The sequence below is a fragment of the Arsenicibacter rosenii genome, from assembly GCF_001870735.1.
Classification (GTDB): domain Bacteria; phylum Bacteroidota; class Bacteroidia; order Cytophagales; family Spirosomataceae; genus Arsenicibacter; species Arsenicibacter rosenii.
The window spans coordinates 460,019-473,857 of the sequence record NZ_MORL01000003.1; the positions used below are offsets into that span (position 1 = coordinate 460,019).

General features: G+C 56.3%; 9 protein-coding genes and 1 other RNA gene. All 10 read right to left on the reverse strand.

Annotation, left to right across the window (positions count from 1 at the left end):
• Positions 1 to 10: 10 nt before the first annotated feature.
• The 10 genes from porU2 to BLX24_RS08845 all read right to left on the reverse strand — a co-directional run bounded on the left by porU2 (position 11) and on the right by BLX24_RS08845 (position 13,758).
• Complete coding sequence (gene porU2 / locus BLX24_RS08800) at positions 11 to 2,749, reverse strand: putative type IX secretion system sortase PorU2 (RefSeq protein WP_083421868.1); 2,739 nt, start codon at positions 2,747 to 2,749, stop codon at positions 11 to 13.
• Positions 2,750 to 2,947: 198 nt separating this feature from the next.
• Positions 2,948 to 3,655, reverse strand: coding sequence for a tRNA (guanosine(37)-N1)-methyltransferase TrmD (gene trmD / locus BLX24_RS08805; RefSeq protein ID WP_071502729.1), 708 nt, complete (start codon positions 3,653 to 3,655; stop codon positions 2,948 to 2,950).
• A complete protein-coding gene (gene rimM / locus BLX24_RS08810) occupies positions 3,645 to 4,229 on the reverse strand; it encodes a ribosome maturation factor RimM (RefSeq protein ID WP_071502730.1) in 585 nt (194 codons plus the stop codon). Before rimM ends, trmD begins: the two co-directional genes overlap by 11 nt.
• 123 nt (positions 4,230 to 4,352) lie before the next feature.
• On the reverse strand, positions 4,353 to 4,874 hold the full coding sequence (locus BLX24_RS08815; protein WP_071502731.1) for a 30S ribosomal protein S16: 522 nt from the start codon (positions 4,872 to 4,874) through the stop codon (positions 4,353 to 4,355).
• A gap of 138 nt (positions 4,875 to 5,012) precedes the next feature.
• An RNA gene (gene rnpB, locus BLX24_RS08820) (RNase P RNA component class A) lies at positions 5,013 to 5,402 on the reverse strand.
• A gap of 46 nt (positions 5,403 to 5,448) precedes the next feature.
• Positions 5,449 to 6,870 carry a DUF4403 family protein gene (locus BLX24_RS08825; RefSeq protein ID WP_083421869.1) on the reverse strand — a complete coding sequence of 474 codons (1,422 nt, stop codon included), beginning with the start codon at positions 6,868 to 6,870 and terminating at the stop codon, positions 5,449 to 5,451.
• A gap of 134 nt (positions 6,871 to 7,004) precedes the next feature.
• Positions 7,005 to 7,997: a DUF8465 domain-containing protein gene (locus tag BLX24_RS08830; RefSeq protein ID WP_071502732.1), complete on the reverse strand. Its 993-nt coding sequence runs from the start codon at positions 7,995 to 7,997 to the stop codon at positions 7,005 to 7,007.
• Positions 7,998 to 8,078: 81 nt separating this feature from the next.
• The gene (locus tag BLX24_RS08835; RefSeq protein ID WP_071502813.1) at positions 8,079 to 9,866 is read right to left on the reverse strand and encodes a glycoside hydrolase family 9 protein; all 1,788 of its coding nucleotides are present in this window, start codon (positions 9,864 to 9,866) and stop codon (positions 8,079 to 8,081) included.
• A 73-nt stretch (positions 9,867 to 9,939) separates the two neighbouring features.
• Complete coding sequence (locus tag BLX24_RS08840; protein WP_071502733.1) at positions 9,940 to 11,967, reverse strand: auracyanin family protein; 2,028 nt, start codon at positions 11,965 to 11,967, stop codon at positions 9,940 to 9,942.
• 24 nt (positions 11,968 to 11,991) lie between these two features.
• Positions 11,992 to 13,758 (reverse strand): PA14 domain-containing protein, encoded by a 1,767-nt coding sequence (locus BLX24_RS08845; RefSeq protein ID WP_083421870.1) that lies wholly within the window; start codon positions 13,756 to 13,758, stop codon positions 11,992 to 11,994.
• Between the last annotated feature and the right edge of the window lie 81 nt (positions 13,759 to 13,839).

Below are 13,839 nucleotides of genomic sequence, written 5' to 3' on the forward strand. Positions count from 1 at the left end.
ATAACCGGCATCATTCCAGCATCAGCCGCCCGGAAAACACGCGGCTCCCGGTCCTGATCTGATACAAATATACGCCGGCAGACAATGGTTCTCCCGAAAAATTCGTCCGGTTCCAATAGTATTCGTTTTTGCCAATGTGCAGCCCGGGGCTTAGCTGACTGACCAACCGGCCGGTCAGATCAGTGATCCGGATCAGCACAGCAGCAGGCGCTACTGACCCGCTGACTGTCAGCCGGAAACAGGTTTGCGGCCCGACGGGATTCGGTGCCACCTGCACCGACCAGCTCTCCGGCCCGGACAGCACGCGGAACTGCACCCGATAGGGCGTTGCCCGGTTACCGCTCAAATCGCGGGCATGCACCTCAAAGCGATAGGTACCGTCTGCCCAGGGCGTCTCAGGCCGATAGCTGAGGGTAAACACATGATCTGCCGAAACGGTCCATCGGGCATTGCGCAGCGAAAGCCGCCGGAACGGGCTGGCTGGCAGGGCCGGATCTGCCTGTAAATACAGCTGCAGGTTAGTGGTATCGGTACGTACCAGCCGGCGATCATCATCAATGACCTGTACGGTAATCTCAGGTTGCGGCGCGACCAGGTCGTCCGCTTCCGGGCGGCGGCCGTCGAACGCCACATCGAGTAACGGCGGCACCGGATCACGGGCCGTCTCCGGTTCGGGTTCAGGGTGGTCGAAGCGAAGAAGCCGGATGGCCGGATCCCCCTGCAAGAGGTATTGCTGGGCGTTGGCGCGGTCGAAAAACGAGTGGTTCCGCGCCAGATACCGGCGAATGGTTTCCAGATGCTGCCTGCCAACCGGCACAGCCGAAAAAACGCTGTCGGTCAGCACCTCATAAAACGTGGTTGAAAACAGGTTCAGGTATGCCGAAAAGCCATTATGGGTATGCGCCAGAAAGCCAATGCCGCCCCGATCCGGCGTCAGCACCCAATCCGTCCCGTAGGTTGGCTGACCGAAAAACACGTTCCCGGCCGCACAGCCATTGACCAGCAAAAACGGATACCGGCCCTGATTCTGATACCCCAGCCGGTCATCACTCACAAAGCCCAAATCGACATCGGCAACGTCCAGGCTCGAATGCCCGAACAGCGAAATCAGCCGGACACCACGGTTGACAGCATCGGCCACCGGCAACTGTTCTACCGGGGCGTCGGTTTGTTTGCTCATGGTCTGTACCGTAAGGCTCAGCGCCGACGAAGCCAGCATCGCCTCATAGGCCTCAACATATTGCCGGAACCGGAGCAGTTCCTCACGCGTCCGGCCGCCGCTCAGGTGCAGCACCCGCTTTTGCCAGCGGGCAGGCGGCTCCGCTTCATAGTCTTTTACTTTTTTGAGATATGCCGCCACCTGTTCCGGTCGGTCTGCGGGCAAGCGGCCAACCGGCATGGCATAGGCGGGCGTCTCCGTTTCCGATACATTAACCAGTTCTGTATCGGAGCCAGGCCAGCCCCCGTTCGGAATCAGGTCGGTCCGGGCCGCATTCGCCAGCTTCCGCACCCGCTGCGGATCAACCGACTGACCCATCAGGAACAGCATCGGTAAACGCCCGCCCGACGCCATGTACCGGACAAACCGGCGGATGGCCAGCGGACTCCGTTCACCGAAATTAAACTGATCAAACACCTCACCGATGGCTATTGTCAGCGTATCATAACCGCCACCCGTTTTGGAAGCCCGATACGCAGCATACGACTCCACCGCATCGGCATGGCCGGTCGTTGGCGCACGCAGCATCGGATGGGTGATGATAAGGTAATTGGCCGATGCCGGATCGATTTGCCGGAAACGCACCGGCAGCAACGCCGAAACGAATTGTACGGGCAAGCTCACCGCCGGTTCCTGCCCGTAAAACACCCGCAGATAGGACAGCGATACTTCATCGCCGGTCTCTGTGACAACGAAGGCCGTTCGTAAAACAGGCTGGTCAGTTATATCGTCCGGCTGCAGCACTACCCGCAGCGTTGCGGTCATATAGTCCCGCCAGGAAAGGTTGCCAACCAGGCTATCACCGATAAAGACCTGTACCCGATGCGTACCGGCTTTCCGGCCCGCAAACTGCCATTCGGCTTCTGCCGGTACGTCATCATGCCAAATTGCCTGTGACAGACGAACTGCCTGTTCTGCCCGCTTCCCGCCGCTCACTACCGGTCCGGTCCATCCCTCCCCTACATCGTAATGGCTCATCATAACGCCATTGTTGTAGCCTGCCCCCAATGGATAGATCATACCGGCGGGGTAGTCGGTGGTCAGTACAGTCCGGCTTTCGGCGCGGGTATAGGCGGGGGAAACGCGGAGCAAGCTTTCCCGTTTGCCGGAAAGCGTATCCAGCCGCCAGGTCAGAAAAAAGGCCGTTGTATCGGAATAGAGGCTGTAGAACGGATGCGGTTGGGCGCGGTGCGGGCGGTAAAGCGCGGAGTCGGGCAGACCGTCGTTTGCCTGTCCCGTAAATTCGATGTAGTCGTCCGGATCAAAGCGGTTATCGGTATCGCCTTCGATCCGGACCGGAATTTCCTGACCCCGCCAAAACAGCTGAAACTGTCGGGGCAAAAGCGTACTCACGGGCACACCTGCCTGTTGCAGGGTAGTAAACGAGATCCGGTAACGGCCCGAAGCCGCCACCGGAATTTTCAGGTACGTCTGTCGGGGATTAATCCACTCATTTCCGTACCGGATAGTCTGCCCGATCACCGGCTGAGCGGTCAGGCACAATAGATAGACAAAAAGCCACGTCCTCATGATTCGTCAAAAACGGCGTCAGAAAGAGTTCCTTATCGCCGGAGAATCGTTGAGACGTGGCTTTGGCGCGGCGGGTGAATACCCCTCGCTAAAAATTATTCGACAGCCAGCCAACCAGTAACGCAAAGGCGGTAATAATCAGCAGGCCGACGACAAATTTCTTCAGAATACCGAATGACGGATCTTCCCGTTTTGCACTCATGGCATTTTATCGTTTCCGGTTCCTAAATGACGGTCCAGCAAATCAGGACGACGGGCACGCGTGCGGGCCAGGGCCTGTTCATACCGCCACTCATCAATTTTAGCTTCGTGGCCCGACAACAGAATATCGGGTATTTTCCAGCCTTCAAATTCGGCAGGACGCGTATAGACCGGCGGAGCCAGCAAATGATCCTGAAACGAATCGGTCAGCGCCGAGGTCTCGTCGTTCAGCACGCCGGGCAACAACCGGATAATGGAATCCGACAAAACAGCAGCCGGTAGTTCGCCCCCGGACAATACAAAATCGCCGATGCTGATTTCCTTTGTGATGAAATGCTCGCGTACCCGCTCATCAACACCTTTGTAATGACCACACAAAATGATCAGGTTCTGCATCAGCGATAACTGATTCGACGTGCGTTGTTCCAGCCGCTCTCCATCGGGGGTCATGTAGATAATTTCGTCGTAGGTCCGTTCGGCCTGCAACGACCGGATGCAGCGTGCAATCGGTTCAATCTGCATCACCATGCCCGCGCCACCGCCGAACATATAGTCATCGACGCGGTGGTGTTTGTCGGTTGAGTAGTCGCGCAGGTCGTGCACCACCACCTCAACGTGTCCGGCCTGCTGCGCCCGCTGTAAGATGGAGTGGGCAAAGTAGCTGTCCAGCAACCGCGGCAGACAGGTAATGATGTCAATCCTCATCATATGCCTCATCGCCGTCCGGCGCGTCTGTGTGGTCGGGTGCGTCAGAAAGGTATACGTCCAGCAAACCGTCGGGCAATGTGACGTTCAGCGTTTTGTTGGTACGGTCTACCGTATGAACGATATCACTGTTAATCGGAATCAGCACCTCTTTTCCCTGATAGCTCATTTCGATCAGGTCCTGCGTATCCATGTTATAGACCGTGGTGACGGTGCCTAACTCGCCTTCATTGGAGTCAATGATCCGGAAATCAACGATTTCGTGGAAGTAAAAGCGCGTATTATCCTCAATTGGCTCAAGGTTGTCGAGCGGCAGATACAGATTGGCTTTAATCAGGCGGCTAGCCTGTTCAATGGTGTCAATACCTTCGATAGCCACAATGGCGCGGCTGCCCTTAACAATCGCAATCGACTCAATAAAATAGGGTAACAGATCACCTTTTACCTCGATCAGTACCGATTCCAGTTCTTCGTAAACGTTCGGATCGTCTACGTCCAGGAAGAAGACCAGCTCACCGTTGACGCCGTGTGTTTTGGTGATGTGGCCTAGCAAATAACAATCATCCTTTGTCATGTCCGGTTTTTAGTTGACGCATGCCGGCTGTTGCTTCGGAACGGCCGGTAGCTGGCAGATGATAAATAGAAAAAAAGCCTGCTCACAGGAACAGGCTTTTGTGATAACAGGGCAAGCCAGCGATTATTCGGCTGACTCAGCTGATTCTTCAGTTGTTTCGCCTGCAGCAGCCGGAGCTTCTTCAACAACAACGTTTTTCTTAGCCAGAGCCGCTGCACGATCGGCGCTAACCTTACGCTCAGCGTCCAGACGCTCCTGACGGGCTTTGGCTTCGCTTTGTTGTTTTGACTCGGCAGCACCGGCAACCTGACCGTCTTTGCTCTGTTTCCAGGCGCTGAATTTCTCATCGGCCTGCTCCTGCGTGATAGCGCCTTTGTTAACGCCCACCTGCAGGTGTTTGCGCAACAATACACCTTCGTGCGACAGGATCGAACGGGCAGTGTCTGTTGGCTGAGCACCAACCATCAGCCAGTAAACGGCACGATCAGACTTTAATACTATTGTAGAGGGATCTGTATTCGGGTTGTATGTACCCAGTTTCTCCAGAAACTTACCATCGCGACCTGCAGCTGAAGGTGCAACTACGATGTCATACATCGCTCTTTTCTTGCGTCCACGACGCGCTAAACGAATTTTAACAGCCATTTTGCTTGTTGGTTTTTGCAGAGGAACCCGTCCTCCTCGTAAAACGTGGGCGCAAAGGTACAAAAAAACAGCGTATGATGTACAGGTTCAGGCGTTTTATTTCCTTTTTTCTGTCCATCATACGCTGCCAAAAAACCTGAACCGCCGGCACGTATAAGCCGGGTTCTGTTTTCCGGTTTTCACCGGAACTCCTATCATTTATCTGGGATGACCGTCACCGGCCACCTCGTTCGACCTACCCGCACCGGCATCATCCGGAAACCGGTGAACAGAGACGAGCAGCCCCTCGTCCGGTGCTTATTTGGTCTTTCAGCCCATAAGGTTTACCCTGCCCCGTCAGTCGCCTGCCGGGCGGTGGGCTCTTACTCCACCATTTCACCCTTACCCCTTGCGGGGCGGTATCATTTCTGTGGCACTGTCTGTCGACCGGTCGTTCCCAACCGGCCTCCTTCCCGTTAGGAAGTATGGTGCTCTGTGCTGCCCGGACTTTCCTCACCGGCAAGCCGGCGCGATAGGACCGCTCCGGCGGTCAGGCCCCGCAAAGGTAGGTCTTTCGGCTGCCACCGCCAAACCCCTACTGCAATCCGTCGACTTTAACATCAACCCGCCCTTTCGCATACACCACCGCCAGCAGCGCCGACGAGGTCAGATATACCTGGTCGGGCCGTATTTCGTCGATCTTGCCGTTCAGTACCACCCCTTTGGCAATCTGGTTATTCTGTAACTTGAGTTGCAGTGTTTTCTGCATCTCGTCAATCTGAGATCCGACCGGAATCGTCAGGTTTTTTTCGAGTGTTTTGGCAAACGTCCCCTGCAGCAGCCAGCTGGCGGCCCGCTGCAACAAACTCTTTGTTTCCAGATCATAGACCAGTTCCTTCAGCGACACCGATTTTGTTGCCGGATCATAGTATGGCCGGCCGCGCAGGTAAATATCGCCCGTTACACTCCCCTTCAGCCCTGCCTTGATGATCAGGTTGTCGTTCTGGCCATAGAGATCAATATCGGTAATGGTAATGGTGTAAGCGCCGTCTTTAAACGAAAACGACTTGCCGACAAACTCCTGACCCGCCAGTTTAGCTGCTTCTTCATAGCTCGCTTCACTGAGCAGTCCGATGCGGAAATCGTCTTTTACCTGCGGCACCACGACCAGATTTGGCAGCGCCACGGCCGGTTTTACGTCCGGTTTGGCCCCGACATTGGTCAGTGTATAGCCTTCAATCCCGATGGTTGACCGGATAACGTTGTTGTCAAAGCGCAGCGGGGTAATCAGAATGCGCTTCGGCACCACCATCAGCCAGGTCCGGTATTGCTCCGAAATGAGGTACGGCTCCCGGATCAGGTTCCAGGCCTTCAGAACCTGTGACTTGAGATCAATCTGCTTCCGTACCTGCTGATCAAGCGTTTGGGTAACGGTGCCCAGATTCTTATCAATCATTTTACCAACCAGACTCGTCACCGGTACGTTAAATCCTGCCAGTTTGATGGTCGGTTTGGTAATCCAGTCATAGCCATCGGCTTTGGTTTGGGTCGAAACCGCCCAGTCGGGATCGATGGAAAACCGGGTCGAAAAGCGCAGATCCATCTCGAACTGCGTTTCCTGCGTCTGCATAAAGCCCAATACCTTCACGCCCGCCTTCGCCCAGATTTTCAGCGGTACGGTGAAATGGAACAGGCTGTCGGCACCGCCCGTAGCCGTCACCAGAATAGGTTGCCGCTTCCAGACCTTGACCATGAAATTATCCTGATTGTTGTCCTCAAAGGTATTGTCTTCGTAAATCAGGCCATTGATCTGGGCATTGATCTGCCGCTCCACGTCCTTCATCGAAATAGAAACGGGTACGTTTACGGTCGACAGATATTTTTCGTCACGGACTTCCATAGCGGTTCGGGAGTAGGTTTCTTTCGGGGCTTTCGGGTCAAGCCTTGTGCCGGTCTTCGACTGGCAAGATACCAGAAAACCCAACAGCAGCACGATTGGGAGTAATACCCTGTACATGTTATTACGGTTTGGTTTTAACCACAGAGTTCACGGAGTATTGGCACGGAGAACACAGAGTTTTATTAGTTAAAGCCTTAACTTGCTCGCCTCCATTTTCAATCACTCAATCACTCAATCACTCAATCACTCAATCACTTGATGGCTACCTTCGTTGCGCCGTAGCCGAATTTCTGCTTCTGGGCGTCTTCGAAAAAGCGGACATGCGGATGACGGCCCAGCCGCCGGTGAATTTCGGTCCGGAGGGTGCCGCTCCCCACACCATGGATAAACGTAATTTCGTTCATTCCGGTTGCAATGGCGTCTTCCAGCAACTTTTCAAAGGTGGTAAGCTGCAACTCCAGCAGTTCGGCGTTTGAGCGGTTGCCCTGCCCTTTCGGCAGTAACGCTTCAACGTGCAGGTCAACAACTGCCGACGGGCGCTCGAAGCTGACCGGAGCGGCTGTTTCGCCCTTCGGTTTCAGCATTTCGGCCTTCAGCTGTTCGGGTTTCACCGTCACCGGACGCGCCGTCTGCACGTTCTGCGGAGCCGTTTCCTTTTCATCGTCCAGCTGGTACAAATGCCCGGACTGATTCAGGACCGGCACCGTCGATTTGCTGGTATGGAACGTCTGTGCGCGGCACTTCACCCGTTTCACCAGCGGTGGGCGGAACGCATTCCGGCCCGCCCGCGACCAGATCACCTGCACCAGAAAGGTCGGCCAGTCATCAAACGTTGAAAACGAGTACATTTCGTTTAGCTTCACCTGGGTTTTTCCGCGCAGAATGCCGTTGTGCAACCCGTTGACCATACTGCCCCGTTCTTCGGCAACCGCAAACGGCAGGTCCCAATCGGTGTTATTGACCAGATGGAGCGCAAACTCGCGGTCGTTCTGGGCCACAAACGCCAGATACACCCCATTGTTCGACACAATGTTTGAGGCCGTTACCTGTTTCTGCGGCGTAATGCCCGCCGGTTTCACGAGCCGCTCGGTTTCCATCGGTGAGACTACCACAATCTCCGACCGCATGACCGGAATCCGGAACCCGTCTTCGATTTCTATTTCTACCTGATTGCCGGCCAGAAAACGGGTAATTACCCCCTGTTCTTTGGCCCGCAGCATCCGTATTTTATCACCAATGTTCATTGTCTTATCCGGTTTTGAGTGCACAAAATTATAGCCATTTAACTGATTTCCGGCCGTACGGTTTGTTTTGACCCATCCGGGCTACTTCGCCGGCTGGTCCAGCTCACTGAAAATGGCGTCGATAGCGGCGGCCAGATAGACCAGCGGTGCGTTCCAGTTAATGGCAATTTCGTTGGAGGCATACGAGCACGAATCATCCACAAACGTTTCGTCGGCGGGGGCGTTTTCGGCGTAGCCTTTACACTTATCCTGCTTCGGGGCATTGCCGTTCGGGCCGCCCGACAACAGTCCCGGCACCGGTGCCGCAATGCCGTCGGCCACCGACGGGCGGTGATGCGGGTTCATTACCGGTTTATCGCCGAAGCCCGTCACCAGCGAATACCCGACCGCATTACGGCCCAGCAGATAATCCATATTGGCCAGTGCGGCGTCGCGGTATTTGGTGTCGCCCGTCAGCCGGTAGGCCTGTACCAGCGCTATGCCCTGATTGGCGGCCACGGCACTGCTGCCCCAGATGTAATCGCGGGCCGTTTTGCCCATCACGGTACCATAGGCTTGTTTATCGACATCGGCCAGCAGGACATCAGCCATGTCAGTCAGCCGCTGTTTCAGGGCGGGCAGGCTGGCCTTACCGGTTTTGGTCAGCGTTTTGGCGTGGCGCATGAGGGTATAATATGCCAGTGTCCGCACCTGGTTCCAGGACGGGAGCGGCGTCTTGTCGTCGGGGAAGAGACTGACGGCGGTGAAATAGGCGTCATCCCGCGTTGTCACATACAACTCGGCAGCGGCCCAGATCCACTCATCGGTGGCGTCCTTATCTTCGTAGCCCCCCGTCGTCACGTCCGGGTCAAACGCCTGATTCATCGCCTGCTGGCTATACAGGGCCGTCGGGTTCTTGCGGGCCCACGCCCATGCCTGCACGGCCGCCGTCCGGCAGGAGTCGGCCAGTTTCGGAAACTGCCGTTTATAGGGTTGCAACACCCGCGCCGCCTGCGCCATTACAGCCGCAAAATCAAGGGTAGCCGTAATGCTTTTCTGAATCACATACCGGTCTTTGGTGGCTTTGTCGGGCATAATCATGCCGTCGAACGCCGGATTGGTCAGTTTGTGGTAAACACCTCCGTCGGCGGGGTCCTGCATGGTCAGCATCCAGCGCAGGTTCCAGAGGGCTTCGTCCAGCACATCGGGCACCGCATTGCCCGACTCCGGTATACCGGCTTCTGCCGTCGGCACATAGGCCGGAAAATCTTCGATCAGCGATAGTAAGGTTCCCATCGTGATACCACTGTTGACGATGTATTTGTTGTAATCGCCCGCATCGTACCAACCCCGTGGCGACGAAATAACCGTGCCGGCCGGCCGCTGAGTTGTGGCTGCCGACGGATGCACCAGCACCCGCGAATCCGGATGACCCGCCGGACGACTCCACTGCCCGGCATACTGCGCCGGTAAATCTGTGGACAAACGCTGGTAATAAAATCCTTTCAGAGCGCCGACCGCCACCGGCTTCAACGCACTTTCCTGAATCTCAAACGGATATGAATAGCCAAGTCCCGGAATCACCAGCACATAGGAGCCGGTGCGCGTTACGGGCGTAAAATCGGCAAGCCGGGTCGTTTTGCCCGAAATCGCATTGGTGCGCGGCTCACTCAGTTTACCGGTAAATACGGCGCGGCTGCGGCTCGAACGGTTGCTGTCAGCGGTCATTACCTGAAACGTTCCGGCACCGGCACCGACGGCCACCGCCACCTTGGGCGCATTCGGGTAAAAACCGACCTGGTTTAAACGGATGGCCTCCGACAACGACTGGGCATTGGCCAGCGAGCCGAGGCTTACTAAGAAGGTTAAGGAGGATAGTATGTGTTTCATAAACCGGGATTTAACAAAAAAGCGGGGATACGGACTTACATACCGCATCCCCGCTGCTGATTTCCATACAGGATTATTTAACGACCTTCAGCGTACCCTGCATCAGGGACGCGTGACCCGGGAACGTACAGACATACTGATAATTCCCCGGCTCCGACGGCGCGATGAAATAGATCGCCTCGTTTGATTCCGGCTGGAGAATGTTTGTGTGGAACAGTACGTTCGCGTTGTTGGGCACATAGTTCATTTTCGGGCCGTTCAGGTTCAGTTTAAGCGCGGCCTCCCCAACGGTGTTAGCCATACCCGGCTTCACGATCACGCAGTTGTGGAGCATGTCGTCGTTATTCTGGAACACCCACTTGATGCGGCTGCCGGCTTTTACCTGCACCTGCTCCTGCTCAAACTTCAGCCCCGGCAAGGTGCTGATCGTTACAACCTGATCGGGACCGTTGGCCCAGTCGGCCGGTTGGGCGGTAATGCGTTTGGCACTGGCCGCAGCCGGTGTTTTGGCCGTGCCTTTCTTATCGGCGGCCGGTGTTGTTTCTTTCGTTGACGCCATGGCGCCCATGTCGTGGTGCATGTGCTGCGTTTTGGCCGGAGCGGCAATGGCCAGCTTCGTACCCGGTGCAATGGCGTTCAGGGTATAATAGCCCGTGTTGTGCAGCAGCGACAGCCCGGCGGCCGACTTCACCCCTTCCAGTTTCAGCTGGTGGATATAGCCTTCGCGCAGGGTCGTATCGACCACAATCCGCGCTTTCAGCCCGTCGTCCGATACCACTACACCACGAATCGGCAGTGTTTTCGCATCTTCAATCGGGCTACCGTAGGTGCTGTGGTACTTATAGGTAAAGCTGCTCATGTCGTATGACGCGATGTTTTCGGCCGTTTTCTTGTCGACCGGCAGCGTAAACTCGACTTCAAACCCATCCGGCATCGACCGGATTGCCTTCATTTCAAACGGCACCTTACCGGTCCAGACCAGGCGCTGCACGCCAAACGGTGCTTTTCCGGTGGCCGCCCAGCCACGGCTGGTCATGCCGACAAACATTGACCCGTCGAGGCCCCAGCGCATCCGCAGAATACCCGACATAAACCCTTCCCGGAACGGGAAGCAGGCCCCCTGGTATTTACCGCCTACTTTTTCGAGGAACACCCGCATCACCTTGCTGTGTCCCTGATCACCGACAAACAGCTGGCCTTCAAACGGACCAAACTTGCTGCTGGTGGTGTCTTCCAGAATATCGGATGTCGAAATACCCATCAGCGTATGCGGGAACCAGACGGCCGGCACCTTCAGATTCGGCACCGTTTTGGCCACTTCGTGCATCGGCTTGCCGGTACTCGGCACGTCTTCTACTTTTAGTTTCAGCGGCGATCCCGGTTCGGACGACCACCGCAGACCGGCCGGGTTACCGGCAAAATCGCCTGACTCCAACTGCGTCATACGGCCCGAGCCAACCCAGTCGCCCTGATTTTCGGCGTAGAAAATGCTGCCGTCGCGCAGCTGATTGAAACCCGCCGGCGACCGGAGACCCGTCGCATATGGCTTAACCTGCCCGTTTTTATCGACCTGCAGCATCCAGCCCCGCCATTTGGCCAGACTCGCCCCACGGCCAATCCAGCCGAGGTTCAGGGTCAGCAACATATCGCCGTTGGGCTGAAACACCGGTCCGTAACTGTATTCGTGGTAATTGCCCGATAACGGCCATTTTACCACCGACTGGTATTCGTCAGCCTCGCCGTTGTTGTCGGTATCGAGCAGGCGGGTTACCTCACCCCGCTGCGTGGCATAGAGCGACCCGTTATGCCAGGCCATTCCCAGCGGCTCGTGCAGGCCAAACGCAAAGCGGCTGTACTGTGGCTGCCGGGTGCCCTGCATGTAGGGGTTTGAAATCATCCAGACTTCGCCGCGACGTGTACAAACGCTCAGGCGACCGTCCGGCAGAACGGCCATACCGCCCACTTCCAGACTGACGCCTTCGGGAACGGGCAGGGTTACGATGTGATAATAATCGTCTTCGGTCAGCGGCCGCGACGACTGTGCCATCGCCGTGACGCCGCATGCTACTGCTAATCCTAATGCACTTATGAAGCGTTTCATTCCGAATTTATGTCAACCTTCCTTTTACCAAACAATTGAATAACTTACACTGGCCGAACCATCCTTGCCCGATACCGGCAGCAGCAGTTCCTGCTTACCGCCCGACGACCGGATGACCGGTTTGGCTTTGGCATCCAGCCGGACATAGTACTGGCTATCGCCAATGCGGTACAAGCCCTTACTCACCTCTTCAACCGACGCGGCGGCGGCCATGCGGCAGTATACCGGCTGGCTGACACCCGACAGGGTCAGGGTACGGACCAGCCCCTTGCCATCGGCATCCGGGCGGATCGCATCGGCCACCTTACCGCCGAAGAACGCATATTCCGTGGTCGGATTACCGTCGGCGTCCAGCTTCCAGCCTTTGTAATCAAATTCTTTTTCCGGCAGGCTGTCGGGCCAGGCCTGCTGCGCGCTGGTCAATACGGCCAGCGAGCTCTGACCGGTCACCGGTACGGTTACGCCCATCGGGAACAGCAACTGCGGCTCGCCGCGCTCGTACCACATTTCGGTAACGTCGGCAAACTTGCCCCGCCACACCTGTAACAGCGCGTCTTTGCTCAGATCAATCGTGTAATTCAGGCCCGACGGCGTGCCTACTGACAGGCAATGGGTGCGTTTACCCTTTTCTCCGGCCATCTGTACAAACGACCGCACCAGTTGAGGCTTATCCTTCGCCAATACCGCAATGGTGCCGACGGGATCAGGCTCCGGCAACGAGGCACGCGTGTGCAGCGGCTGGAATTTTGTATCCGACGCGGCGATGAACATGCCCAGCCCCGGGCGCGGCCACGACCGGCCGAAGAACAGGGTAAAGGCGTGTTTACCGGCACTTAGGTTCACTTTGCCCGTATTCATGCGGCCCAGGTCGAGGTAGGTATTCGGTACTATTTCCTTCCCGTCGATCTCCAGACCGGCATACCCGCCGTTTTGCAGCGCCAGGGTATACACACCCGCTTTTTCCACTTCCAGATTACCCGTAAACACGATGCCATGCCAGCGCGGCTGACCATACGACACTTCGTAGGTTACGGTCGATACCGTGTCTTCTTTCACCAGCTTCAGGTTCGCCAGCTCACTCATCGACTTGGTTTCGGTTTTCGCTTCATACAGCTTATACCGCACATTCGACAGCTTAGCCACCTTACGGTCCGAAATCAGCTGGTAGCCCACCGGCCGTACCGCCACCGTACCGCTCGTTACGTTGAGGGTAACGGTACCTGCCGAAGCGCCCTGAGCGCCGGACACCACCACGTTTTCATGAAGCAGAATACCGTTCAGGGTTACTTTATCGAGCACGGCGCTGCCTGGCTTCCCGCTTTGCAGCGTTACCTCCAGCCGCTGCCAGATGCCCGGTGCTTCACAGGCATTCTGCGCCGGCAAATCGACCGGCGTCCCCATGACCGCCCCGAACGTATTGCCGTTCACACCCGGCTTCGCCCAGCTGTCGGCTACCCGGATACCGGTATTGCCCAGCATCAGCACGCCATCTGCTCCCGGCGACAACATTACGTCCAGCACCAGCCGGACATCCTTCGCATTCGACAGCAGGGTGACCGGTGCACCCGGCTTCCCGACGATTATTCCGCTTCCCGATTTAGTTTTCACGTCGGTCTGGTACGGCGACATCTGTACCGATCCCGCCTGCGTCCAACCCGACGGTAATGACGAGAACGAACCCGACGGAACCGGGCTCAGCGACTCGTCGACAGCCTGCCCCAGGGCCGACCAGCCACTCAGGCAACAAACAAGGGCACTGCTATATGAAAACCAGCGCTTTACGTTTATCATGTATGTCAATTTAGTTATTGAGCGAATTAGTTACTAAGCGTTTAAATGTGTTTACGTGTTAATTTGACATTTTTCTGTTTA

What these genes read in the sequence shown, in the direction of transcription:
- porU2 (WP_083421868.1), bottom strand. Translation starts at nt 2,749, where the DNA reads ATGAGGACGTGGCTTTTTGTCTATCTATTGTGCCTGACCGCTCAGCCG.
- trmD (WP_071502729.1), bottom strand. Translation starts at nt 3,655, where the DNA reads ATGAGGATTGACATCATTACCTGTCTGCCGCGGTTGCTGGACAGCTAC.
- rimM (WP_071502730.1), bottom strand. Translation starts at nt 4,229, where the DNA reads ATGACAAAGGATGATTGTTATTTGCTAGGCCACATCACCAAAACACAC.
- BLX24_RS08815 (WP_071502731.1), bottom strand. Translation starts at nt 4,874, where the DNA reads ATGGCTGTTAAAATTCGTTTAGCGCGTCGTGGACGCAAGAAAAGAGCG.
- BLX24_RS08825 (WP_083421869.1), bottom strand. Translation starts at nt 6,870, where the DNA reads ATGTACAGGGTATTACTCCCAATCGTGCTGCTGTTGGGTTTTCTGGTA.
- BLX24_RS08830 (WP_071502732.1), bottom strand. Translation starts at nt 7,997, where the DNA reads ATGAACATTGGTGATAAAATACGGATGCTGCGGGCCAAAGAACAGGGG.
- BLX24_RS08835 (WP_071502813.1), bottom strand. Translation starts at nt 9,866, where the DNA reads ATGAAACACATACTATCCTCCTTAACCTTCTTAGTAAGCCTCGGCTCG.
- BLX24_RS08840 (WP_071502733.1), bottom strand. Translation starts at nt 11,967, where the DNA reads ATGAAACGCTTCATAAGTGCATTAGGATTAGCAGTAGCATGCGGCGTC.
- BLX24_RS08845 (WP_083421870.1), bottom strand. Translation starts at nt 13,758, where the DNA reads ATGATAAACGTAAAGCGCTGGTTTTCATATAGCAGTGCCCTTGTTTGT.